Here is a 23730-nt window from a genome sequence, read left to right as displayed (position 1 = left end):
TGTTAAATAAATTATTGATATTATATTTGCACCCTCCTACTCCCGCCTTGGGCGGGATTCGGAGGGCGAAGCCCTCTAATTTAATGACCTGGTAGCTCAGTTGGTAGAGCATCTCCCTTTTAAGGAGAGGGTCCTGGGTTCGAGCCCCAGCCAGGTCACGGAGTGAAATGGAAACCTGCCTTTCGGCAGGTTTTTTTATGAAATAAAATGGGGCGAGAAGTTTATGGCGAGCGCAGCCGAGGTGAGCCCCAGCCAGGTCACCAGAGGACCAACACAGTTCAGGAATACAAAGCGAGCAAAAACAAATGCTCGCTTTTGTTTTTTGGGAGTGAATGTGGGGGCGAGTCAACCTCGGCCGTTTTTTAATAATATGCGATATCTTCGCCGGCGCGCCACCTGGCCCCTCGCTATAAAAGTCCACTGGACTTTTACTATTTCGCTCGGTCCGGTTTTGACCTTGGGACGGTTGGGTCAGACGAGCGAGACGTCGTCAGCGCCAAGGCGCGGACGGGAGTGAGCCAACCCCAGCCAGGTCACCAGAGATAGTAAAACCCCGACGCTTCCGTCAGGGTTTTTGTTTTAGGGGTTATTATTGCTTTAAGGTAAACGAGGTGGTCAATCCCACACTAAAATTGCGCGGCAGTTTTTCCACTCCAAAAATGGCCCTGGAGTGTTTACCTCGTTCTCCCAAAACACTTAGGAACAGATCGGAGGCGCCATCCACTACAACAGGTGCATCGTCCCAGTTTTCATCGGATTGGTAATAAGCATCTATATGATTTAGTCCCGCTATCCGATTAAAACCAATCTTCTCATTTATTTGGGCCAGTACGTTCAAAGCACATAGCTCCATGGCTTTGGCACCTGCTTCGGTAGTTATTTCCTTTCCCAATCTTCCCTGATATAGGTAGGTTCCATTTCTAATGGGAAATTGTATGGCAATATATGCTGTGTTTCCCCTAATATTTACAGAGACATAGGAACCGCCTGGAGTAGAAGCCTCGGGCAGTTCCAGTCCCAATTTTGAAAGTGCTGTTATTGGATCCATATATCGTGTTTTTGGTTTAATAATCCGTGTATCCCTTTTCCCCTGGGGTATAAAAGGTATCAAAATCCGGCGATACCAATTCGGTCTCGTTCTGTAGCTTTGCCACCAAATCCGGATTGGATATAAAGGGTCTGCCTACATAGACCAGATCCAAACCGCTCTCCAAAATGGCTTCGCCCTTTTCCCGGGTATCCACATCCCCACCGGAAATTACAATGCCTTTGAAGTGTTCTTTGATCGCCTTTTTAATATCCGTCGTAAAATCCGGTGCTCCGAAGGCCACGCGTTGGTCTACAACATGCACATATAACACGCCTATTTTGGCCAACTGCTGGGCCAAATAAATAAAGGTGTTTTCAAGTTGGTCATAGTCAGATTGCATATCGTTGAACGCTCCATAGGGCGAAAGGCGAATGCCCACTTTATCCTCCCCGATTTCAGCCACCACTTTCCTGGCTGTTTCCAGCACAAACCGGGTTCTATTCTGAACGGAACCCCCATACTGATCTTCTCTTTGATTGGATCCGGGATTAATAAATTGGTTCATTAAATAGCCGTTGGCTGCGTGCAGTTCCACGCCGTCCATACCCGCTTCGTTCACCAACCGCTTGGCGGCCAATGCATACTCACTTTGAGTGGTCTCTATTTCCTTAAGACTCATCGCTTTTGGTATTTCGTGGGGTGCCGTACCCTGTTCCGTAAAGATTTCCCCGGCAGCCTGAATGGCAGATGGTGCAAGGGTAATACTCCCTTCGGGCATATTTGCCCTCGCCGTAATTCTACCGGTATGCATAAGTTGCACAAATATCTTCCCACCTTCTGCATGAACGGCATCGGCTACTTTTTTCCATCCCTCGATCTGCTCGTCCGAATAGGCCCCGGGAATACGCGGATATCCAATACCATTGGGTGATGGCGAGGTACCCTCCGTAATAATGAGCCCTGCACTTGCCCGCTGCCGGTAATAGGTCGCCATTAATTCGTTGGGAATGTTGTTGATAGCCCTGGAGCGCGTTAAGGGCGCCATCACAATTTTATTATCGAGCTTTAATTGTCCTAATGTCTGTGGTTCAAATAAGTTCATTTTATGTTTTTTGCTTTAATTAGTTTCCAAAAGTAACTAATATTAGTTCATAAAATGAATTATTGTATCTTTGTCAACGAGAAAGTAGTAACCAAAAGGTAACCCATATGGCTAGAAAACTGATCGAGAACCCGAACGAGTGTCCCATTACCCATTCCATGAACATCATTGGGAACAAATGGACCTCCATCATCGTATACATGCTGGCCGACCGAAAACTCAGGTTTGGGGAGCTGGCCGTTCGCATAGACAAGATAAGTAGAAAGGTCCTTACCGATCAATTGAGGGAAATGGAACTCCGGGGCATTGTGGTGAGGGAATCCTATGCAGAAACGCCCCCCAGAGTAGAATATTCCTTAACAGAAAAAGGAGCTAGACTAATCCCCATATTAAACCAACTATGTGCATGGAGCAAGGACATCGAACTTGATTTAGCAGATGAAAAGGTGCGCTGATTTGGAAAAACACAACATCTCTGCCATAGGAAGCGCACTAGTATACATGGCCGTTATACTTGGCTGTTTCTACGGGTGCAAACAAGAAGAGACTGGTGATTTGTTGTTACGTGACATCCATGTTGTCAATGTAATTCGCGGCGAGCTAATCGAATCTCAAGATGTTTTGATTGTAGATGGCCGGATTAAGAGAATAATACCGCACGGACAAGGTAATATAACCGCCAATTTGGAAATCAAGGCCACCGGGAAGTATGTAATGCCCGGATTTTGGGATATGCATGTACATTTTCGTACCCGCAAATTGGAACGGGATTCCTTTAGCTCTCAATTACTTGAAGAAAACAAGGATTTACTTCCTTTATATGTTGCTAATGGAGTTACCAGTGTATATGATATGGGCACGGATATCATTGATTCCTTGCGCCTTTGGCGTGACCAAATACATTCGGGCAAAATCATCGGTCCCAACATTTACCTGACCGGCCCCAAGATTGAGGGAAGCAAAGCAATTTTTGCAAGCTCAATTAAAATTGGTGATAGGGATGATGTGAAAAACGCGATAGCACAACTAACAGAAATGGAGGTAGATGGGGTGAAGATCATGGGAGCTGGTGATCTTGAAGTTGAAAACTATTATGAACTTCTAAAATTGGTCAAGAAACAAGGATTACAATCATTTTCCCACGATTTGGAAATTCTTTCCGCAGAAGAATCTTCCAATCAAGGATTAAGTGCTTTGGCACATTTAAGAGGAATCATACATGAATGTTTCGAGGAATATGACTCGGTGGTAGCACAGATGAACACAAAAGGGGTGCGGACACCATTTCATCCAGAATACAATTCCTATGTAGACTTTATGATTTCCAGACTGGACACTACTATTCTAAGGAATAAACTTGATAAGATGGCCTTAAATGGCACGGCATTAATCTCCACAGTACATTACAACGCATACAGAACCACCCCAAGTTCATACGAAAATGTTTTTTTTAAACCCTTAAGATACGTCGGACCTCTATTCCGTAGGGATGTCAAAGCCAGATATGAACGCTTTGGGAAAGCTTCTGCCCAACAAATGGATTATATTAAACAGGTACATCAGGGAAACACCCAAGTACTTAATATGCTCCCAAAGACCAGCGCAATTTTGCTTGTAGGTACTGATGCTGGTTTTGGAAATCGAGCACCAGGTACTGGGTATTTTCGCGAACTGGAAGTACTGGCGTCAGGTGGTCTTTCCAATGCTTACATTCTGAAAGCTGCGACCTGGAATGCGGCCCGGTTTGCTGGGATGAGCGAATCTGAAGGTGCTGTTGACATAGGTAAAAAAGCAGACCTCGTTCTTTTGGAGAAGAACCCCCTAGGGCATTTGCCCACAGAGGAAACACTTTGGGGCGTAATCAGGAATGGCGAATGGTTCGGCGAAGATAGACTGCAGGGTATCTTAAAATCCTTAGAAGAAAAGCACGATAAAAATTCGGGCAATTGATCGTCCAAAGTTCTAGTTAGGAATAGCATCTATCTGGAAACTCCTATCAAACCATCAATATGCCATTTTATCGGTTTTGCCGGCCCAAGCGTCAAAAACAGCCTTTGCCTCCGCCCTTAAAAAATTCACAAACGCAATCTGCCTACTTTCTATAGCTATCGAGATTTCATCATAAATTAACTGGTCATCAAAATCTATTTGGGCAGCGTCTTTTCGGGTGCAGGCATAAAAGACTTTTTTGGGGCGGGCCCAATAAATGGCTCCGAGGCACATGGGACAAGGTTCACAAGACGTATAAATGATACACTCGTCCAATTGAAAGGTGTCCAGTTTTTTACATGCAAGGCGGATGGCCTCTACCTCCGCATGGGCGGTGGGGTCATTGGAGGAAGTTACCCTGTTACATCCTTCGGCAATAATTTCGCCATCTTTGACGATAACACATCCAAAAGGTCCGCCCGCATTGGCGTCCATCCCAGCTTTGGCAACTGCTATTGCCCGCTTCATAAATTTCTCGTCTTCTGTTGTCATCTGCTTTGGGTCTTAATTCACGTTCTTTTTGTAAAAACAAACTACTTTTTATTCATCAGGCCGATAAGCTGTGCCGCAATGCTTATAGCAATTTCATAGGGGGTCTCACTGTTTATGGGCAGACCGATGGGCGCATGCACCTTATCAAGCTCCGCTTCCGAAAATCCTTCCGCAAGCATCACTTTGCGCATCGTAGCTATTTTTGACCTGCTGCCCAAAACCCCTAAATAACCATAATTGGACCGAATTAGTTGGCCCAATACCAATTTATCATCAACAAAGGTATTGGTCATTATGACCACATAATGATTTTTACCTTCCGGAAGGTGTTTTGCAATGTCCTTGTAACTGACCTGTACTTTGCGATGGGCAAAATTGTTATCGCCAAAGGTGTTCACCTGATCGCGATCATCCAATACGCTTACATGAAATCCCAGTTTCGAAAAAACATCGGACACGGCCAAGCTAACATGACCCCCACCAATAATAAAAATAGCGTTTTTAAAACCAATTGCTTCGCTGTACATCCATTCATGGGGACTTGAAATAGCATACTCGAATCTTCGTTCCAGCGTATGATTGTCATAGCCTATTGCATGGTGGCTCAATCGCAGGGTTCCCCTTTTGTTGTTTTGAAGCGCTTCAATAATTTTTTGAACGGTGCTGGATTGCATTTGCTCCAAGGGGTGGAAGACCACCGTTTGCTCCCCGGAACAGATCATCCCCGAGCTGTCCTCTTTACCGCCCCGATGGACCTGCTTTTTTAAATATATTTTCAAATCGTCCCCACGCAAGGCCCGCCTGGCCTCCTCTACCAAATTGTATTCCATGACTCCGCCCCCTATCGAACCATAAATAAAACCATCCTCGGCTACCATCATCTTGAAACCTTGCCGCCCAGGTGAACTGCCTTGGTTGTGTATGGTGGTCAATAAATAGACTTTTTGACCTGTCTGGATTTTCGCCAATATGTGCTGCCATAATGCAATCATTGCCTATAGAAATATGGTTTCACTGAGGGCATAATAAATCGCCATAAGCGCAGAAAAGACTGCGCTGGCCATAAATCGCCAACTCATGTAGATCTTGTTCTGAATGAGGTAATTGGCCACAAGGGAAATGGGAATATTGAAAAGAAAGGACCACCAGGCCACTTTCAACAAATCCCACCCTATCTGATCGAAATGTAGGGAGAAAATCTTTATAAACAACAAATGCCGGGCAATCCAAATCGGATTAAAATACCCCATGGCCAATGCCGTTTTTGTCAAGGTTCTTTTTGTGCCCAACAACCGCTGCGTTTTCCGTTCTATCCATTGGAACACATTGGGTATTTCCAAGGCATACAGGGTAGCGCCAATAAAAATCATCCCCAAAAGTCGGTAAACGGAAAATTCATTGAGGATCAAGGTGGCGATCAAATCGCCCAGGCCATAGATTATGGCTCCCCTGACCACATTGGTTCTTAAATATTGAAGGCTCATTGACGTACTCACAGGCTTATTTTTCATACAGTGCCATCAACACTTTTTCGGGAGTAAAAGGCGCATCGTATTTTAAGTGATAATTCGGGTTGAACGATTTCACCGCTTCTTGTATGGCAAAATAAGTGCCTATGGCATACATAAGCGGCGGTTCTCCCACAGCTTTCGATTTCTTGATCGCGTGTTCATGTCCATCGGTGGCCACTGCAACGGTTTCGATTTTTTTAGGAGCCGAAAAAATGTCCGGAACCTTGTACGTGGAGAGCGCATTGGATAATAGACGACCTTCTTTGTTATATGAGATTTCTTCCATGGTCATCCAACCGATACCCTGTGCCAATCCTCCTTCGACCTGACCAACATCTACGGCCATATTCATGCTGGCACCAAAGTCATGGGCCATTTTTACCTCCTCTACCTCGTAAGTGCCTCGAATACAATCGATGGTGACCGTTGTAATGGCCGTTCCATACACGTGATAGGCAAAAGGATGCCCTTTTTCCTTGCTCTTGTCAAAATGGATCTCTGGTGTGGCGTAATGCGCATTTTCCGACAAGGCCACACGTTCCAACATGGCTTGGGAGACCACTTTTTCCCAGGAAGTGCCCGATTTTTCCCCGTTGACGTAAACACTATCTCCATGAAAAGAAATCGCAGTTATATCCACCTTCAACAAGCTGGCCGCTACAGCGGATAGTCGAGATTTTAAGCTTTTGCAGGCCATCTCCACCGCTTTCCCGTTAAGGTCCGCAGTTGAACTGGCGGCCGATGGCGAAGTGTTGGCAACGCGTGTGGTGTTGGTCGTCTCCAGTTTCACTTTGTTTGCTGAAATGCCTAAGACCTCCTGGGCTACTTGTAGCATTTTTGTATTGACCCCTTGCCCCATTTCCACCGCGGCCGTACTGACGCCCACACTCCCGTCCTGATAGATGTGTACCAGAGCCCGGGCATGATTCATCGGGGTATTGGTAAAGGAAATACCAAAACAGATGGGCATCATGGAGATTCCCTTTTTGAAATGGTCGTTCTTATGATTGAAATCGACTACTCCCTCCCGTAATTTTTCAAAGTTGAACTTCTCCTTGGCCGTTGTCCACGAAGGCCTGGCGATAACCTGTCTGGCTATTTGTCCATAGGGAAACTCGTCATTTTCGTTCAGCAAATTGGCTTGCTGAATTTCATCCCGCCGCACCTGCATTTCCCGGGCTGCATGTGCTATGGCCGACTCTATGACAAACATGCCCTGTGGTCCTCCAAAGCCCCTGAAAGCCGTATTTGGGGGCAAATTGGTCTTGCAACTGTAGACAGTCGCCATGACATTGGGCACAAAATAACTATTGGTGGCATGAAACAGGGTTCGCTCGGCCACAGCCGTGGACAAATCTGCGGCAGCACCGGCATTTTGAAGAAACTCGGCTTCGTAGGCCACGATTTTCAAATCCTTGTTCAGTCCAATTTTATAGGAAGATTCATAGGGGTGACGCTTACCGGTCATGCGCAGATCGTCATGTCTGTTCAATATGAACTTTACCGGTTTTTTTAAGTGATGTACGGCCAAACCCGCCATAACCGACCAGGGGGTGGCCTGGTCTTCCTTGCCTCCAAAACCTCCGCCCAATCGAATGACCTCTACCTCTATCTTATGCATGGGCACGCCCAATACTTTGGCTGTTGTCCGCTGCACCGCCGTTGGTCCTTGGGTGGACGAGAAGATTTTTATTGCCCCATTTTCCAGCGGAAAGGCATAACAACCCTGACTTTCCAAATAGAGGTGTTCCTGCCCATTGGAAAAAGTTTCTCCCTCATAAACAAAATCGCAAGCAGCAAAAGCCCGATCCGCATCGCCCATTTTAAACGTTCGAGGAGGGCTGATCAATGATGCTTTTTCTTTGGCCTCCCTTGCAGTAACGATTACGGGCAACTCTTCGTAGGCAATTTCGATCAACTTTCTCGCCTTTCTGGCGATCAATTCGGTTTCCGCCACGATTAAAGCAATCGGCTGGCCCCAAAAATGCACTTCTTTTTCCGCGAACAGCGGCTCATCGGCAATGATGCCGCCAATCTGGTTCTCCCCTGGTATATCTTGATGGGTGAAAATTTTCACCACGCCGTTAAGCGCTTCTGCTTTGGAATAGTCTATGGAGGTGATGACAGCATGTGCTTTGGAGGCATCAAATACCACTCCATATAAAGTGTCATGGCGGGTGATAATATCATCTACGTAGAGCGACTCCCCGCGAACATGTGTATAAGTATCAATATTTTTCATCGTCTCATGGGGCGCTTAGATTTTTCAGGGAAAAGTGTGACGGAAACAGCTTGATAAAATGGGCGAAAAACAACTGCCTGCCCAAAAGTCTTTTGTATTGCTCCGATCCCCGGACATCGCTTATCGGTGAAATTTCTTTTTGGAGAACCTGTTCTGCCTTAAGAATGTTTATAGGATCGAGTGCTTTACCTTTTAGAAATTCGACTGTTTTATACAGATATTTGGGTATGGGCGCCACCCCGCCCATCGATGCATGCACCTCCTGAATACTATCCCCTTCCACTTCTATTAATAGTGCACTGTTAACGCTGGCAATGTCAAGATGGGTGCGCTTGCTTACTTTTTCAAAATTGAATTGTGCCTTTGGGGAAGGTACGGGAAAGGAAAGCTCCAAAACCAGTTCATCGGCTTTTAAATCAAATTTTTTATAATCCTGATAAAATTCATTGAAAGCCAAGGTTCGCTTTCCCCCTTTTTTGTCCTGTAAGGTAAGCGTCGAATTCAACGCCAGGAAGAAAATGGTCATATCCCCTATGGGCGAGGCGTTGACAAAATTACCTCCCAAGGTTCCCATATTCCTTATCGGTTCCGACGAAACCAATTTGAGATGTTGTCTTAGGTTGGGAATGATCTCCCGTAATCTTCGGTGCTCAAGAATATCGGTTACCGTGGTATTGGATCCCAAAGTACATCGATTATCGGAAAAGGAAATATGGCGCATGGACCGATCCGCAGCAATCAAATGCACGGCTTCCTCGGTTAAACGATCGGCATGGTGCACGTACAGGTCCGTGCCGTTGGCCACTACCGCCCCGTTTGTCCTTGGTTTCAGGAGTGTCAGTTCTTTTAATCTGTTTTGAATTTCCTTGAAATAGGTTGGGATAAATCCTTTTTCCGCCAAGTCTTCAAAATCCTCCGAACCTTGGGTATCCATCAGCTGTTTTTCCAATTCCAGGCCCGCTTTCTCAATGGATTTATATCCGGTACAGCGGCAAATATTACCGCTAATGGCATCATTGCAGGTAGATTGTCTTGTTTTGTTTTTATTGATTGCATATCCGGTCATGGAAACCACAAATCCGGGGGTGCAGAATCCACACTGGGTGGCAAAATGATCCGCCATGGCCTGTTGTGCAACGTTCAGGGTATCGATGAGATTGACCCCCTCAATGGTCACAATATGTTTTCCATTTGCATTGCCCAGGGGAGAAATACAGGAAGTGATGCTTTCATACCGCATCCTGCTCTGATTTTCTTCGCCCACCAAAACCGTGCATGCTCCACAATCGCCCTCCCTACAGCCAATCTTGGTGCCTTTCAGTTGCTTTTGTTCCCGAATGAAATCGAGTAAGGTCATGCCGGGATTAAGCTTGGTTTGTACTAATTCATTGTTTAAAATAAACTTGATCATCGTATAGGCAAGGTAGTAAAAACTTAATTCATGCTTAGGATCGAATCTGAAATATTTATGGAGGAAGGACTCGAACCGCTAGAGCGATTTGGTAGGGAAATTTATACCTGAATGAGCATAGGGATTAAATCGATCTAGGCACCTGCTCCCGGATTGAGTGGTACAAAACCGAAGGTTTAAAGTCATAAAATTGGTATGCACACATGCAAATACCTGCTGGTACCCGCAACACAGGCTAACTTTTTAAGTAGGGCACCCAAAATTACATGACATCAACACCTTGTGAATCAACCGATTATGAATTAATTTTAAAAAAAGTGATTAAAAAGTTTGACTCTAACCTTAGGTCATAGCCTAGCTTTGCATTATTGAATTAAAAAATGTGGATAGCAATGAAAACTTATGGTGTAAAGGAAGTATCCAAATTATCGGGGGTAACGGTGCGTACCCTGCACTACTACGATAAGATCGGCTTGCTCAAGCCTCGCAATCGGACCGAGGCAGGTTATAGGCATTATGGGCAAGAAGAATTGTTACGCCTGCAACAGATCCTCTTTTACAGAGAATTGGATTTTCCATTAAAAGAGATAAGCGAGGTACTGGACAATCCTGACTTTAACTTGGTCGATGCTCTGGAGAGTCATAAATCGGCCCTAAAAAAACGCGGTGATCGCATCACCACCCTGCTAGCTACAGTGGAAAATACCCTAAACCATTTAAAAAAAGGAAAAAAGATGTCAAAACCAGAGAAATTATACGAGGGATTACCCAAAGAAATGGGAACCACGTACAGAAAGGAAGCCATGGAAACCTATGGCAAAGATGCGGTGGAGCACTCGGAAAACGAATTGCTAAAGCTAGATAAAGGAGATTTTGAAAGACTAAAGAAAGATTTGGACCAAATCCTTAAGGATCTCTTCGCGCTGAGAAATGAAGCTCCTGAAAATCAAAAGGTGCAGCAACTTATTGCCCATCACTACAGTGTAATCAGAACTTTTTGGGGCACTTCAAACACTGCGGACAAACAGGCCAAGGCCTATAACGGATTGGGTCAATTATACGTGAACGATCCAAGGTACACCGCCATTGGTGATGAATTCCACCCAGAATACGCCACCTTTCTACAGAAAGCGATGCACTATTTTGCGGACAAAGAATTAAAATGAACGAAATATCAATGATACAAAAATGAAAAACGCATTATTAATTTTATTACCCTTGTTTCTCCTCCTCTCCAGGCACGGGCTTGAGCCGGAACAGTCTGGTGTTGTGCCAAAAGAAGTAAGGACCGAACAGGGCATATGGAGGTACGAGGTATCCAATAAGGGAAAGAAAGCCATACTGTTTCTTCATGGTGCCGGTTCCAGTAAAAAGATCTGGAAAAAGCAGCACTCCGTTGTACTGCAGGGTTATAAAAATATATTTGTAGATCTCCTTGGCTATGGAGCAAGCGATCAACCCGACTCAGGGTATAATCTAGCCAACTGGATCAAAGGCATTCATTTGGTGCTTGAAAACGAAAAAGTGGACGAGGTTTGCATCGTAGCCCATAGCAATGGGGTAATTTTTGCGAAAGAGTATTACAGGGCCTATCCTGAAAAAATTTCTAGCTTACTATTGCTCGACGGTATGCTTAAACAGCTAATCAAGGACGAAATGCTCGCCTGGATGAAATCTACGCTGGAACGAAGCGATTACGAAAGTTTTATGGCAAACAATATTCAGCATATGCCGGTGAAAGGTTTGTCCGACCAGGATGTAACATTACTGAAGACCGATGCCTTAAACACACCCAAAACTGTTACCATGGCGGAGTTTGAGCTGGTAAATGATCCATCTACCTGGGAAGACCTTACCATTGCCTGCCCGGTGACCGTTGTACATTCAAACAATCCGCTTTGGAATGATGCGTATGTTGAATGGCTTCAACATGCAGCTCCAAACCATCAATTTTACCAATGGAATGATTCTGGCCATTTTATTCCCTTGGAACATCCGGAGCGTTTAAACAGTTTAATCACGGAAGTGGTGCCGGGAAAATAGAAGCTACTAAATCAAAGAGATGCAACAATAGCGTTAGTTTTTGCTTCATATTTGGTGGCAGATCTATGGCATTCGCCGTTCTTTTGTATGCGTTTGATTACGCTGAGCCAACGCCCGGAAATCCGTCTGGTTCGGCAAGGCGTCAATCGAAAATCTAAAAATAGAATCAATATTAAATTAAGTTAACATGAAAAGTACTTTGAGCGTAAAATTTATGATGGCCTTCTTTATGGGATGTCTAATGACCGTGCATCTGTGCGCACAGCAAGATGCTTCACCGGTCCAGGAATTGAAGAAGTTGTATGGGACAGACGCTAAATTTAAGAATACCGCCGACGCCATGTTTGAAAATGTCCATCCTCTGGCGGACGGCTCTCCAAATCCCTGGAAGAACAAAGGCATTGAGGATCTATATTCCTTTTTAAACGATTGGTTTTTCTTTCTCCCCAACACCCAGGACGGGCTAGATCGTATCTTGGAGTTTTCCTTTTTGTACTACAAGAATCCAGCGGGCATGAAATTCATCTTAGAGGAGCCGGGTCGAAGTTGGTCTTTAAAATTTATTGAGGAAAGAGGGAAGTACATGGATAGTCCTGCCTCAACCACCAATATTGAACAATGGCTTTCCGACACCGAATTGCCCAATGATGATTTCGTTTTGCCCATAGGCGGGTTCAAGTCTTTTAACGAGTTTTTCATTAGAGACTTAAAACCAGGCAAGCGTCCCATTACATCGGTAGATGATAATTCTATCTTGGTTTCACCAGCAGATGGTGTTATAAACATGATCAACAATGACATCAGGATAGATGATGAAATTCCTACTAAGGGTGGCATGACTTTGAGCCTTACCAAACTATTGGATGCCTCTACCTATTCGGAAAGGTTTGTGGGTGGTACCGCCCTAGCGGTATTTCTTCTACCCACAAATTATCACCATTTTCATGCGCCCATATCGGGTAAGATCATTGAATCCAAACAGGATGTTGGCGATCGTTTGTTTGGCATGCCGGATATTCTTGATATCATCAATGAAGGAAACATTGCCTATAACAAAGATTATAGTGTTTTTCAGGATTTTAGGCATGGGTATTACATCTTTGAAACCGAAGATTATGGCCTTATTGCCATGGTTCCCATTGGGTTGCAGACCATAGGATCTGTTGTTTTTGAGGAAAAATTTAAGAATATTAAGGCCAATTCCCCTGTAGAAGTATACAAAGGGGATAAGTTGGGGCATTTTGCTTATGGCGGTTCAACCGTTTTGTTGCTTTTTGAAAAAAATAGACTTAAGGCAGTCAGTGTTTCCCTAGGCCAAAAAATCGGGGATTTAAAAAAGTAAATTCCCATCCATCAATTGTAGATTTACATTCGGCATTCAGGTCCGGGCCGGACTGCCGAATTAGATCTATTGATGAAGCTAGGCCATGGGAAGAGGCAACTCTTTGATTTTAGGAAACCCAATCCATGAGCCTTGATCTTCAAACCAAGGGGAAATGCAAAAATCCTTTACAGGCATGTATGGATATTGAATTAGAAGCTCAGCCTAAAAACAAGGTTGGTGGTAAGGTTCAGTGAAAATTTACTGATCTCCCTTAATTCAACAGTACTGTTGTTCTGATCATCAAAGACTTCAAACAAGGCATAGTTTCTACTCAGTTCGTTTTTCCTGTCATACAGATTCAATACAGAAAAACCCAGTTTCCCTATAATGGGGCTATCGTTTTTTGAAAGGTTGAATTCATACATTGTGGAAAAATCCATTCTGTGGTAGTCCGATAAGTTGTCGGCGTTTAGCGCGGCATACTCAATGGATGCATTTTCGTTTTCACCCGAAATACCCAATGCCCTGGTATAAGGAATACCCGTCCTATACCGCCATCCCAACGAAAATTGAAAGTTGTTCCATTTATAGGAATGGGACCAGGTCAGGGAATGTGTGATATTGTTATTGCCCTTGAACGGTTCTCCGGCATTGAGGTTTTCAAAAGTAAAATCCGTGGTTGAATAGGTATATCCCAACCAAGTGGCGTACTTGTTTATCTTCTTCTTCAACAACAGGTCTACTCCTGTCGTAGCGCTGCTCCCTTCCGCAAAAACGTTTTCGGTGGATTCAAACCCTCTCGTGAAAGAGGTAAATCCATCAATATTTTTGTAATAGGCATCCACATCAACGTTCCAACCATTTTTGGAGAATTGAAATCCAAAGGAAAGTTGATCGCTTCTCAGCAAAGGAAGTCCGTCCTCCCCGGCCAAGGCCCAAACCTGATTCTCCAGACCAAAGTCTAGGGTGGCAAATTCAATGATTTGACTGATGGCTTGATTTCTGATCTCGGCTGAGCCCTTTAACCTAAAATGTTCGCCGAAAATCCGTTCGGCATATATTCTAGGCTCCACAAAAGCGGAGTTCAGAGCGGTGTAGTAATTTGCTCTAAGCCCCAGATCTACATACCACGCGCTGGACTTGTTGTAGTTTAATTGGCTGTAAATGGCGTGTGTGGGGCTATTTTGATTATCACTTTCGGTAAAACCCCGGTCTGCAAGCAAATACCGTACTTGGTTTGAAAAAAACTGATAGCCGTTGGTAAAGAAAACGGTTTTGTTCAGGGTCCAATCGGTACGCAGATTAGCCCCTATTTCCTTGATATTGTTCTCCTTGGACACGGAGAAATCATCATCAAAAAATCCATTTTCGCCATTGTAATCAAAGTCGTACTCAGAATAATAAAATTGCGCCCGAGATGAAAATTTGTCGCTCCAATCCCTGCTCCATGTGGTATTTGTGCCCAGGTTTCTAATATTTAATCGATCGCTGGAATCAATTTGGAAATCCATATCGCTAAAGGAATAGTCGAGTTTGTTGGTGGTGAAAAGGTTGGACACGGTAAGCTTATCCTTTTGGGAAAGTTGGGCAATGAGCTTGAGGGTGACATCCGCAAAGTAAAAGTCCTCCCTGTTCTCCGAAAATTCGGGTTGAAATATTTGTTGGTTCTCCGTAATGCTGGTGTTCTGAAATACTTTGCTGGAAAAGTTATTGAAAGCGGGTGTGTTTATAATATCGGTTATGGATCTTCTTCCGGAAATCAGAAGCCCCAAATCCTTGGACACCGGAATTTCCAGGTAGGCATCAGCATGGGTCATGTTTGCCCCCAGGCCGCCCTGTATTCTGGAAGGTACGTTGTTCGTGGTCCTAATATCCACTACCCCGGAGACCCGATCTCCGTATTGGGGTTTTACACCGCTTCTGTATATCCTAATATCCTTTGTGATATACGGGTTAAAAGCAGAGATCATACCGAAAAAATGATCGGAATTGTACATCTTTATCCCGTCCCAAAGGATTAAATTTTGATCGGGTGAACCCCCTCTGATATACAGGCCGGAAACGGTCTCGGACGGACTTTCCACACCAGGCAGTAACTGAACATGCTGCAAAACATCGGGCTCTACCAATCCCGATAGGATATCCAGGTTCTGGGGATTTATTTTTATGGACCCGTCCTGGGTCTTGACAATTCCCTCGGCCAGATATTCGCGTACCACTACCTCGTTCAAAACATAACCTTCCGAGGACATGGTATAGGTATCACATCTCCTTTCTCGAATTTTGGCCATGGGCAGTTCAAGGGTTCTATATCCTAGAAACGATATGTATAGGGTATCCGACGGGCCGTTGTTCGTAAGTCTGAAAAAGCCAAATTCATCCGAAACCGTGCCGGTTCCCTTGCTTGCATTCATTATGGTGGCCCCTTCTACCGGGTGACCAGCAGTCGCGTCCTTTAAGTATCCGCAGATGGTTTTAAGCTCAAGGTTTTTCAAGGTGTAATAACGCTCATCTACCTGCTCAAAAACCACGTTCAGATCCTTCTCAATTCGGGATAGGGCCCCTTGTAGGGAAACCGTCCGTAAATCCAAGCTGATACGTCGGCCCCCGATAGTTCCGGCGTTGTACGAAAACTTAACGTCATACAAAGCCTCAAGTTCGGTAAGTACAGTGCTCAAGGGAACATTTTTATGGCGCGTATTTTCTTGGGCGCCCAGGCCTAAAGAAAACAGTAAAATGAATAGGATAAAGAATCTCTTCATCTACTTTTCAGCGAGAACTATAGTGTTCTCGTTGATAAAAGTAAACTTAATTTCCAAGGGGTCAAAAACGATGGTCAACGCTTTTCTAAGCTCAGCATGCGTAAAACTTCCGGTAAACCGTGTTGTTTCATTAACTCGTTCACTGTTAATGGAAACATTAAACTGTTTTTCCAAAGCTGTTATCACCTGATGCAGGGGCGCATTGTTAAAGCTACTTTCCCCTTGTGTCCATTGGGGCGAGTTGGTCCCTGGCCTCCAGTTCTCAAAAGCCCCGTTTGCGTATCTCACAGCCTCTCCTTCTTTAATAGTATATGAGCGCTTTCCTTTTTCAACCCTTACACTGCCTTCAAAACACACCACCTCAAAGATTTGGGCCTCTGCATTTACCGTAAACTGCGTTCCCAAAACGGTAACGGAGCCATAATCGGAAGCAACAACAAAAGTGGGTCCCTTGGCGACCTTGAAATAGGCTTCCCCTTTCAAAAATAGGTACCGTTCCTTTTCCCAACCCGACTTCTTATATTCCAGTTTGGATTTTGCATTTAATGTTACGGAAGAATTATCGGGTAGCGTTATTTGCAAACGTTCCCCAAATCCTGTGGTATGGTCCACTGTTTGGTCAAAGAAAACAAAATAGCCGATCAGAAGGGCAATGGAAGCTGCCATAGCATAAGTCCATCTGGGAATAGTCCGAACCTTTTTCCTATCCTTTGCAATTTTTTCCTGTACCCCTTCAAAAAGCTTTTCCTTGTCATGGGAAGGGACTTCCAAAACATCCGTACCCTCCAAAATGGCTTGGTAATACCGATAATCCTCCGTTTTTCTAAAAGCCTCCTTTTCTTCCTCGGACAGCTCCCCACTTGCCCATTTGGCTAAAAAATCGTCTATATTGTAAAAATTTTCCATTTCCCGATCCTTTAAATAGCAGTTCCGATTTTTTCCCGTAGTTTCAATAAGGCCAAATGCATCCTTCGTTCCACCGCTTTTTGTGTTATTCCGATAATTTCGGCTATTTCACGATATGTTTTTTTATCCTTTCGGCTCAATAAAAAAACCTCTCGTTCCTTAACGGGAAGGCTGGCTATGCTCTGTTGCAACCTTGCCATAAATTCTTTTTCTTCCATTAGGAATTCGGGGCTGTTCGCATAGGACGGCAGCGAGGCTGTTCGTTGATTGTAGTTAAGAACTACTTTTTGATGTGCTACTTCGTTAAAAAATGCATTTTGAGCTACCTTCATCACAAACGACTTTGCTTTTTCGAAAACTACTTTCTTACAGTTCTTCCATAGCTTTACGAATGCATCCTGGGTGATATCCTCGGCTTGTTGCATGTTTCCACACTTGTAGTAGATAAAGTTGCGGATGACCTCTGAATGATCATCAAAAATTAGCCTAAAGGTCTTTTCATCACAAACAGATTTTTTCTGCGTCATCGTTAAGGTAACATTTCACTTGTCAAAGCTAAATATTAAAACGAATAATTGCCCTTTAATCTGTTTTTTATCGACCAATATCCCTGTTTTGAAACCTAGGCATCTGCCTTGTGGTTGAATCAGGATATGAAATAGGACGAATCGTATTGGTGCTACATAAACCTATGTTTAATACTGTTCATCAATACAACAGGATACTTTTCGTTTACCCTATTTACTTCAAAAAAAAAACATCGCATCCTCCCTCTTCCCTGTCTGGTTTCAAAAAAAAATAGGGTGTTTTAAAAATTGCCTGTTGTGTAAGAAAGAAAACGTTCAATTTAAAATGATACTTATGAAGAGCTTAAAAAACTGGCGATTACTTTTAGCGCTGTTCTTGGCAATGGCTATCGCACAATCCTGTGAAAAAGATGAACTTCCTATAGACCAGGGTAGCGTAACGGACACTACGGGAACGGATACTGGCACAGGTACGGATAATGGCGATGGCAATCCGGATACGGGGGGCAACACCGGAACCGATAATGGGGGCGATACCTCCGGTGATGGCGATGGTGCCCAAGGTGATGCCGGGAGCATAACCCTGTATACCGTAAATGGGGACAACATTTCCAAAGTAACGGACTACAAGGTCAGTGGAAAAGAGCTGGAGTTTCAAAAGGACACACAAAAGCACCAGGAAATCTGGGAGCTGGTCAAGAAGATTATTCCCCTGAACCACCGATCTAAAATGAGCCGGTTTATGATTTTTGCCGGTGAGGGCGATGGAACAGCCGGTTATGTGTACAATACCTCCCAAGATCTTTCCAAATGGGAAATGGGCATTGCCATTGATTTTGCGTATCAAGGCGGATTTAATGCCGGTGGGGAACTGGCTTATACGATCATCCATGAATTTGGACATATATTGACCCTGGATAATACACAAGTGGATGCCTCGATATCGGAAGCCAACTGTAATAACTTCTTTACCGGGGAAGGCTGTGCGAAGACCGAGTCGTACATCAATAAATTGTACACAAGATTCTGGGCGGATATCTGGGGGGAATTTACCAATTTGGGGCAAAGTCAAAGCGCACAGGAAGCATTTTATAACAAATATCAGGATCGCTTTGTCACCGGATACGCCTCCACCAATCCTGGAGAGGACATCGCAGAGGTGTTTGCCACTTTTGTGACCAGGAACGGGGGTCCCAGCGGAAACTCCATCGCGGAGCAAAAAATACAGCTCATGTATGATCATCCGGAGCTCATTTCCCTGCGAAACTATGTCAGGGATAACATGGCCTCAGCAAAAGGAAGGAGTTTCTTGCCCGCTGCCGGAAAATGGAAAAAGGCCAATACGTTTGGCGATCCCAAAAAGACACACTGTTCAAAACCTACAAGGTAAACATAGGCCAGAGTCCCGAAACTTTTCCGGGACTCTGGTCAAAAAAAGTATGGATGAAAAAAGCAATGATGTTATTGATTTTAGTTGTGCTCTCCTGCAAGTCGGGCAAAAATGGAGCTATGGATACGAACAACGAAAATACGCTTCTCTATTACTCCAAGGGCCCCTGTTTGGGCAAGTGCCCTGTATATGATCTATGGGTGTTTACCAACGGGACCGTACTGTTCAAGGGAGTGGACAAGGTAAAGCATAAAGGCGAGGTTACAATGGAACTGTCCTCGGAAGAGATAGGGAACCTGGCCTTGCTACTGGAACACAATTTGGCCGAACCTACGATTTTCGGAAAAGTCAGGGATCTGCCCGTCACCACCTTGCGGTATGAAGGAAAGGAATATGAATACTATGTTACAAAAATTGATGGGCAACTAAAAGAAGTTAACTCAAAAATTGAGCAGTTGGTAAACCGAATCCTATCGCATTCCGATTGAATGTATTTTAAAAGTGTTGCGGGCTGTAATCCATCCACGGAAGGCAGTCCGGCAACCACAAATCATGTGTCTTTTAAAAATAATGAAAAATAAAATTTAACCATAAAATCCTTCAATCCTAAATCAATATCAACATGGACAGAAAAAAATTCATTAAAAATCTGGGCATGGGTGCCGTAATAGCCCCTATAGTACCTGTAGCACTGGTCTCGTGTACCAAAAGCAATGACAATCCCGACATAACACCTAGCGGTTGTGCCGTATCTCCCTCGGAAACCGCTGGTCCGTTCCCGATAAAGACCCCGGCAGACTGGGTTAGGGAAAATATTGTCGGTAATCGGAAGGGGGTTGCCTTACGCATCAATTTGACGGTTCAAAACACCAACAATAATTGCACTGCTTTGGAAGGGGCCCTGGTAGATCTCTGGCATTGTGATGCTGCCGGCAATTATTCGGAATACAACAACCAACTGGATGGAAGTTTTACCAGTGCGCATTTTCTTAGGGGAAGACAAACCACCAATGCCAACGGACAAGTGTCTTTCATCAGTATTTTTCCGGGCTGGTATCCAGGAAGGGCACCTCATCTTCATCTGGAAATCCTGGATAGAAGTGGTAAGTCCTTATTAATTACCCAAATTGCGTTTCCCGAAGATGTTTCCAAGAAAGTGTATGCAACATCTGGATATAAGGGTGATTTTGATACTTCCAACACACAAGACGGCATATTCACGGACAGCTTGGCCCAAAATATGGCGGATGCCGTAAGCGGCAATACCGCCGATGGATATACTTTGACAAAAATTCTTAGGGTTTCCGTATAAAAGCGGAATACCAACCGGCCTGTCAAGAAACCAAATGATCCGGTAAATCCTTAATCTTTTCACAGCATATTTGCTCCAATACCTGCTGCAATTGGGCCTTTAACAAGGAAATAGTGTGATCCCCTCCCCTGGTTCCCAATGCGGCAACACCGTACATAAATGCACGGCCCAGAAAAGTAAATTGGGCTCCGCTGGCCAGGGATCTTGCCATATCCGGGCCCGAACGGATACCACTGTCCATCATTACCGTGATTTGGTCGCCATAGGCCTCCGCAATCCTGGTCAAGGGCTTAATGGTAGATTCCCCGGCATCCAATTGCCTTCCCCCGTGATTGGACACGATAAGGCCGTCCAATCCCAAACGAATGGCTTTCTCCGCATCTGCCTCGTTAGCTACTCCCTTAAGCACCAGTTTGCCCTTCCACATATCGCGGATCGGTGCAATTTTCTCCTCGTTCAATCTGCCGGAAAAAGTTTCATCCATAAACTTGCCCAGCTGTTTCAGGTCCAGGTTTTTGGCCATATACGGTTTTAAGGTCTCAAAATTCGGCTGTCCTTGGGCCAGTGTTTTTAACGCCCATTGCGGTTTCCCCAGAATTTGCAGCATGTTCCTTAGGGACATCTTTGGGGGCATGGCAAGGCCATTTCTAATATCCCGTGGTCTAAATCCAAAAGTGGGCACGTCACATAAAATGACCAGTACAGGACATTCCGCCACTTCGGCCCTTTTGATAATATCATCCCTGAGTTTATCTTCTGTTGGATGGTACAATTGAAACCATGCCTTTCCTTCGGTAATTTCGGCTATGCGCTCAATACTGCTGGTGGTGACCGTGCTCAACACGAAAGGAATATTATGCTCAAATGCGGCCTTGGCCAAAATTTCCGGGGCATTGGGCCACATTAGCCCTTGTAGGCCCACCGGAGCTATTCCAAAGGGTGCATCATAAGTATGGCCGAACAGTTGGGTCCTCATATCGGAACTCGTATGCTGGTTCAAATAGTAGGGCAAAAGTTCTACCTCACGGAGCTCTGAAGTGTTCTTATAGAGGTTTACATCCTCGTTACAGCCGCCGTCCAAATATTCGAACGCAAATTTAGGGATGCGCCTTCTCGCCCTCTTCCTAAGATCTTCCACGGAAGGAAATCTAGCATCGAATTTTATTGTTTTTTTGCCCATGATCGGCTCATAAATACGGTTTTGACTAAAATCTATCCTTCCAGCACAAATATGGGGTGCATTTCCACCCACTTTTCCCCTGGTTTGGCCATGGGAAGTGCCTGTTGATAGGTCCACATTAAATCCTCCCATTCCTGTACTTTGGGATTGTCCTGATCCATCCTGGCTTTTTTTTCCATAGAGAAAGCGTCCTCTGCTTCCAGGTTCATGAACAGCCTGGTTCCCAAGCGGTATATTTCCATTCGTACAATCCCGGCATCCAAGATACTTTTCCTTATCTCGGGCCATATTTTTTTGTGATGGGCCTCATATTCCGCTATCAATTCGCTGTCGTCCTTCAAATCCAGTGCAAATGCATATCGTTTCATTTTATTTTGTTTTAGCCAATAGCATATACCTTAAAAGTTCTATACCCGTAAATGCTCACCACCACAAAGCAGAGCAAGGGAAGAATAAAGGAGAAATTTACTTCGGGCACGCCCAATATCCTGACGTCGGCATAGGCACTACCGCCAATATCCAGAATCAACCCCTGTAGAATGGGCATAAAGGCACCTCCCACAATGGCCATGACCAGGAAGGCCGAGGCAGGTTTGGCATCTTCTCCCAGTCCGGTCAACGCGATCCCATAAATGGTGGGAAACATCAAGGACATACAGAACGAAATCAGCACCAAACAGTAGAGCCCGCCGATGCCCTCGATAAAAATGGTTCCCAAGCAGCATATAATGGCGAACAAGGACAAAAGCATCAGCAATTTTCCCGAATTGATAAAGCGCAACAAATAGGTGCATAAAAAACGGCCCAGTAAAAAGATACCTAGGGCCACATAGGCATAATTCACCGCATTCCTGTTGTTTATCCCTAGATTTTCCGCATACTGATAAATATACGTCCAACACATAATCTGCGCCCCTACATAGAACATCTGTGTTACGACCCCGCCAACAAAGCGTTCCTTCTTAAAAAGGCCTCGAATGGAATCCCACATACCGCTTGTCTGGTCCTTCTTATTTTTCTCGGGCATCTTCACCAGCGCTATGAGGACCAGCATGAACAGTACAAAGAGACCCAGACCCACATATGGATTTCTGATGACCATGAGATCGGACGTCTTTACAGCAGCTTTGGCCGTTCCGGAAAGGGTTTCGTAGATGCTGTTGCCCTGCTCGTCCAGATTATCGGATTGCAGAGCGCCCAAAATAAAGGTTTGGGCCACAAAGAGTCCGGATAGGGCGCCGACCGGATTAAAAGCCTGTGCCAAATTTAGGCGTTGGGTTGCCGTCTCTTCCGCTCCCATGGATAAAATAAAGGGATTTGCCGTGGTCTCCAAAAAGGCAAGGCCAAACGTAAGGATGTAGAGTGCCATCAAAAAGAAAAAATAGTTTTCCAGGGCCGCTGCGGGATAAAAAAGCAATGCCCCCACTGCATAGAGGACCAAGCCCATAAGAATCCCTGCTTTGTAGGTATATTTCTTCACTACAAAAGCGGCCGGTAGGGCCATGGTGAAATACCCTCCATAAAATGCCGCCTGTACCCAAGACGCCTGGGTATTATTGAGCTCCAAGATTTTTTTGAAGGCCGATACCATAGGATTGGTAATATCATTGGCAAAGCCCCAAAGCGCAAAAAGCGAGGTGATCAAAACAAAGGGAAGCAGTACTTTTTTCGCTACGATAGGTATTTTCTTGTCGTTTTTCATGGATCAACGTATCAGCAGCGCTACAGTGTACGGTCTAAATGGGTATAGCCCCCATCCACAAAAAGCAACTGTCCGGTAGTATGACTGGACTTTGGAGATAGCAGAAAGGCTACGGTATTCGCTATTTCCTCTATAGTGGTCATTCTGTTTTCCAAGGGGATTTTAGAGGTAATCTCCTTTCGTTTTTTTTCCGGATCCGGGAAGGTTTTTAACCAACGTTCATATAAGGGTGTTAGGCATTCGGCCACAATCACCGCGTTCACCCGTATTTGGTAAGGCAAAAGTTCAACGGCCCATTCCCGGGTAAGGGCATTACGTCCCCCATTGGCCGCGGCATATCCCGATGTTCCCCCCTGCCCGGTAACCGATGTCTTGGAGCCTATATTGACAATGGCGCCTTTGCTTTTTTTAAGTTCTGTCAGTGCGTAGTGTGCCATAAGGTAGTAATGGGTAAGGTTTCGGTTTATAGAGGTGATAAAATCCTCATAATTCCCTTTCTCCAAGCCTATGCCATCGTTTATGCCCGCATTGTTCACCAAACCGTCTATCCTGCCGAATTTTTGAATTACCGTGTTTACCGCGGCTTTGCATTGATCGGGATCGGTGAGTTCCGCCAGGGCGTAGTATGCCTTTCTATTCTTGGCTTCGATTATTTTTACAGCGTTTAGAACGTGCTCCTTATTTCTTCCAACGATTACCGGAATCGCCCCTTCATCCGAAAGCACATTGACGATACCATTTCCTATGCCCTTGGAACCTCCGGTAACGATAATAATCTTCTCCTGTAGTTGTAAATCCATACGTAGT

Annotated in this window: 22 protein-coding genes and 1 tRNA gene; 9 read left to right on the top strand and 14 right to left on the bottom strand. The window is 44.7% G+C overall.

What is annotated here, in order from left to right; genetic code table 11:
* The first annotated feature begins 85 nt into the window (after positions 1–85).
* Positions 86–158: transfer RNA gene (locus tag ACRD67_RS18980), tRNA-Lys, on the top strand.
* A 431-nt stretch (positions 159–589) separates the two neighbouring features.
* On the opposite strand, the gene ACRD67_RS18975 is transcribed toward ACRD67_RS18980, so the two are convergent.
* A complete protein-coding gene (locus ACRD67_RS18975; RefSeq protein WP_430968838.1) occupies positions 590–1048 on the bottom strand; it encodes a RidA family protein in 459 nt (152 codons plus the stop codon).
* Positions 1049–1064: 16 nt separating this feature from the next.
* Positions 1065–2132: an alkene reductase gene (locus ACRD67_RS18970; RefSeq protein ID WP_430968836.1), complete on the bottom strand. Its 1068-nt coding sequence runs from the start codon at positions 2130–2132 to the stop codon at positions 1065–1067.
* 107 nt (positions 2133–2239) lie between these two features.
* Here ACRD67_RS18970 and ACRD67_RS18965 point away from each other — a divergent pair, with 107 nt between their 5' ends.
* A complete protein-coding gene (locus tag ACRD67_RS18965; protein ID WP_430968834.1) occupies positions 2240–2587 on the top strand; it encodes a winged helix-turn-helix transcriptional regulator in 348 nt (115 codons plus the stop codon).
* A gap of 1 nt (position 2588) precedes the next feature.
* Positions 2589–4082 carry an amidohydrolase family protein gene (locus tag ACRD67_RS18960; protein ID WP_430968833.1) on the top strand — a complete coding sequence of 498 codons (1494 nt, stop codon included), beginning with the start codon at positions 2589–2591 and terminating at the stop codon, positions 4080–4082.
* Positions 4083–4136: 54 nt separating this feature from the next.
* On the opposite strand, the gene ACRD67_RS18955 is transcribed toward ACRD67_RS18960, so the two are convergent.
* From ACRD67_RS18955 to ACRD67_RS18935, 5 genes are read right to left on the bottom strand one after another with little or no spacing between them, the layout of a single operon-like run.
* Positions 4137–4613, bottom strand: a complete 477-nt coding sequence (locus ACRD67_RS18955; protein ID WP_430968832.1) for a nucleoside deaminase — start codon at positions 4611–4613, stop codon at positions 4137–4139.
* 41 nt (positions 4614–4654) lie between these two features.
* Complete coding sequence (locus tag ACRD67_RS18950) at positions 4655–5605, bottom strand: XdhC family protein (RefSeq protein ID WP_430968830.1); 951 nt, start codon at positions 5603–5605, stop codon at positions 4655–4657.
* Between the two features lie 3 nt (positions 5606–5608).
* Positions 5609–6124, bottom strand: a complete 516-nt coding sequence (locus ACRD67_RS18945) for a hypothetical protein (protein ID WP_430968829.1) — start codon at positions 6122–6124, stop codon at positions 5609–5611.
* Positions 6114–8366: a xanthine dehydrogenase molybdopterin binding subunit gene (locus tag ACRD67_RS18940; protein WP_430968827.1), complete on the bottom strand. Its 2253-nt coding sequence runs from the start codon at positions 8364–8366 to the stop codon at positions 6114–6116. Before ACRD67_RS18940 ends, ACRD67_RS18945 begins: the two co-directional genes overlap by 11 nt.
* 4 nt (positions 8367–8370) lie before the next feature.
* Positions 8371–9777: an FAD binding domain-containing protein gene (locus tag ACRD67_RS18935; protein ID WP_430968825.1), complete on the bottom strand. Its 1407-nt coding sequence runs from the start codon at positions 9775–9777 to the stop codon at positions 8371–8373.
* 392 nt (positions 9778–10169) lie between these two features.
* Between ACRD67_RS18935 and ACRD67_RS18930 the strand changes: the two genes are divergently transcribed.
* From ACRD67_RS18930 to ACRD67_RS18920, 3 genes are all read left to right on the top strand, one after another.
* Complete coding sequence (locus tag ACRD67_RS18930) at positions 10170–10943, top strand: MerR family transcriptional regulator (RefSeq protein ID WP_430968824.1); 774 nt, start codon at positions 10170–10172, stop codon at positions 10941–10943.
* Positions 10944–10965: 22 nt separating this feature from the next.
* The gene (locus ACRD67_RS18925) at positions 10966–11820 is read left to right on the top strand and encodes an alpha/beta fold hydrolase (protein WP_430968822.1); all 855 of its coding nucleotides are present in this window, start codon (positions 10966–10968) and stop codon (positions 11818–11820) included.
* Between the two features lie 187 nt (positions 11821–12007).
* Positions 12008–13162 (top strand): phosphatidylserine decarboxylase, encoded by a 1155-nt coding sequence (locus ACRD67_RS18920; protein ID WP_430968820.1) that lies wholly within the window; start codon positions 12008–12010, stop codon positions 13160–13162.
* A 191-nt stretch (positions 13163–13353) separates the two neighbouring features.
* On the opposite strand, the gene ACRD67_RS18915 is transcribed toward ACRD67_RS18920, so the two are convergent.
* From ACRD67_RS18915 to ACRD67_RS18905, 3 genes are read right to left on the bottom strand one after another with little or no spacing between them, the layout of a single operon-like run.
* Positions 13354–15906, bottom strand: a complete 2553-nt coding sequence (locus tag ACRD67_RS18915; protein ID WP_430968819.1) for a TonB-dependent receptor domain-containing protein — start codon at positions 15904–15906, stop codon at positions 13354–13356.
* A complete protein-coding gene (locus ACRD67_RS18910) occupies positions 15907–16812 on the bottom strand; it encodes a FecR family protein (protein ID WP_430968817.1) in 906 nt (301 codons plus the stop codon).
* An 11-nt stretch (positions 16813–16823) separates the two neighbouring features.
* On the bottom strand, positions 16824–17339 hold the full coding sequence (locus ACRD67_RS18905; RefSeq protein WP_430968815.1) for an RNA polymerase sigma factor: 516 nt from the start codon (positions 17337–17339) through the stop codon (positions 16824–16826).
* Positions 17340–17673: 334 nt separating this feature from the next.
* Between ACRD67_RS18905 and ACRD67_RS18900 the strand changes: the two genes are divergently transcribed.
* The 3 genes from ACRD67_RS18900 to ACRD67_RS18890 all read left to right on the top strand — a co-directional run bounded on the left by ACRD67_RS18900 (position 17674) and on the right by ACRD67_RS18890 (position 20041).
* Entirely contained in the window at positions 17674–18729 is a 1056-nt protein-coding gene (locus tag ACRD67_RS18900) for a hypothetical protein (protein WP_430968814.1), read from the top strand.
* Between the two features lie 53 nt (positions 18730–18782).
* Entirely contained in the window at positions 18783–19217 is a 435-nt protein-coding gene (locus tag ACRD67_RS18895) for a DUF6438 domain-containing protein (protein ID WP_430968813.1), read from the top strand.
* A 134-nt stretch (positions 19218–19351) separates the two neighbouring features.
* Entirely contained in the window at positions 19352–20041 is a 690-nt protein-coding gene (locus ACRD67_RS18890) for a dioxygenase family protein (protein ID WP_430968811.1), read from the top strand.
* 22 nt (positions 20042–20063) lie between these two features.
* Here ACRD67_RS18890 and ACRD67_RS18885 read toward each other — a convergent pair whose 3' ends face one another.
* From ACRD67_RS18885 to ACRD67_RS18870, 4 genes are read right to left on the bottom strand one after another with little or no spacing between them, the layout of a single operon-like run.
* Positions 20064–21221: an alpha-hydroxy acid oxidase gene (locus tag ACRD67_RS18885; RefSeq protein ID WP_430968809.1), complete on the bottom strand. Its 1158-nt coding sequence runs from the start codon at positions 21219–21221 to the stop codon at positions 20064–20066.
* Positions 21222–21253: 32 nt separating this feature from the next.
* Positions 21254–21589 (bottom strand): L-rhamnose mutarotase, encoded by a 336-nt coding sequence (locus tag ACRD67_RS18880; RefSeq protein WP_430968808.1) that lies wholly within the window; start codon positions 21587–21589, stop codon positions 21254–21256.
* Positions 21590–21600: 11 nt separating this feature from the next.
* Positions 21601–22923 (bottom strand): L-fucose:H+ symporter permease, encoded by a 1323-nt coding sequence (gene fucP / locus ACRD67_RS18875; RefSeq protein WP_430968806.1) that lies wholly within the window; start codon positions 22921–22923, stop codon positions 21601–21603.
* A gap of 20 nt (positions 22924–22943) precedes the next feature.
* The gene (locus ACRD67_RS18870) at positions 22944–23723 is read right to left on the bottom strand and encodes an L-fucose dehydrogenase (RefSeq protein ID WP_430968804.1); all 780 of its coding nucleotides are present in this window, start codon (positions 23721–23723) and stop codon (positions 22944–22946) included.
* Between the last annotated feature and the right edge of the window lie 7 nt (positions 23724–23730).

Origin of the sequence: Eudoraea algarum (assembly GCF_050589645.1) — a bacterium.
Taxonomy (GTDB): Bacteria; Bacteroidota; Bacteroidia; order Flavobacteriales; family Flavobacteriaceae; genus JBNGOQ01.
This window is presented reverse-complemented; position numbering and strand designations above follow the sequence as displayed.

Bases quoted from the DNA above. Each gene is read 5' to 3' on its own strand.
- ACRD67_RS18975 (WP_430968838.1), bottom strand. From the start codon at position 1,048: ATGGATCCAATAACAGCACTTTCAAAATTGGGACTGGAACTGCCCGAG.
- ACRD67_RS18970 (WP_430968836.1), bottom strand. From the start codon at position 2,132: ATGAACTTATTTGAACCACAGACATTAGGACAATTAAAGCTCGATAAT.
- ACRD67_RS18965 (WP_430968834.1), top strand. From the start codon at position 2,240: ATGGCTAGAAAACTGATCGAGAACCCGAACGAGTGTCCCATTACCCAT.
- ACRD67_RS18955 (WP_430968832.1), bottom strand. From the start codon at position 4,613: ATGACAACAGAAGACGAGAAATTTATGAAGCGGGCAATAGCAGTTGCC.
- ACRD67_RS18950 (WP_430968830.1), bottom strand. From the start codon at position 5,605: ATGATTGCATTATGGCAGCACATATTGGCGAAAATCCAGACAGGTCAA.
- ACRD67_RS18945 (WP_430968829.1), bottom strand. From the start codon at position 6,124: ATGAAAAATAAGCCTGTGAGTACGTCAATGAGCCTTCAATATTTAAGA.
- ACRD67_RS18940 (WP_430968827.1), bottom strand. From the start codon at position 8,366: ATGAAAAATATTGATACTTATACACATGTTCGCGGGGAGTCGCTCTAC.
- ACRD67_RS18935 (WP_430968825.1), bottom strand. From the start codon at position 9,777: ATGATCAAGTTTATTTTAAACAATGAATTAGTACAAACCAAGCTTAAT.
- ACRD67_RS18930 (WP_430968824.1), top strand. From the start codon at position 10,170: ATGAAAACTTATGGTGTAAAGGAAGTATCCAAATTATCGGGGGTAACG.
- ACRD67_RS18925 (WP_430968822.1), top strand. From the start codon at position 10,966: ATGAAAAACGCATTATTAATTTTATTACCCTTGTTTCTCCTCCTCTCC.
- ACRD67_RS18920 (WP_430968820.1), top strand. From the start codon at position 12,008: ATGAAAAGTACTTTGAGCGTAAAATTTATGATGGCCTTCTTTATGGGA.
- ACRD67_RS18915 (WP_430968819.1), bottom strand. From the start codon at position 15,906: ATGAAGAGATTCTTTATCCTATTCATTTTACTGTTTTCTTTAGGCCTG.
- ACRD67_RS18910 (WP_430968817.1), bottom strand. From the start codon at position 16,812: ATGGAAAATTTTTACAATATAGACGATTTTTTAGCCAAATGGGCAAGT.
- ACRD67_RS18905 (WP_430968815.1), bottom strand. From the start codon at position 17,339: ATGACGCAGAAAAAATCTGTTTGTGATGAAAAGACCTTTAGGCTAATT.
- ACRD67_RS18900 (WP_430968814.1), top strand. From the start codon at position 17,674: ATGAAGAGCTTAAAAAACTGGCGATTACTTTTAGCGCTGTTCTTGGCA.
- ACRD67_RS18895 (WP_430968813.1), top strand. From the start codon at position 18,783: ATGAAAAAAGCAATGATGTTATTGATTTTAGTTGTGCTCTCCTGCAAG.
- ACRD67_RS18890 (WP_430968811.1), top strand. From the start codon at position 19,352: ATGGACAGAAAAAAATTCATTAAAAATCTGGGCATGGGTGCCGTAATA.
- ACRD67_RS18885 (WP_430968809.1), bottom strand. From the start codon at position 21,221: ATGGGCAAAAAAACAATAAAATTCGATGCTAGATTTCCTTCCGTGGAA.
- ACRD67_RS18880 (WP_430968808.1), bottom strand. From the start codon at position 21,589: ATGAAACGATATGCATTTGCACTGGATTTGAAGGACGACAGCGAATTG.
- fucP (WP_430968806.1), bottom strand. From the start codon at position 22,923: ATGAAAAACGACAAGAAAATACCTATCGTAGCGAAAAAAGTACTGCTT.
- ACRD67_RS18870 (WP_430968804.1), bottom strand. From the start codon at position 23,723: ATGGATTTACAACTACAGGAGAAGATTATTATCGTTACCGGAGGTTCC.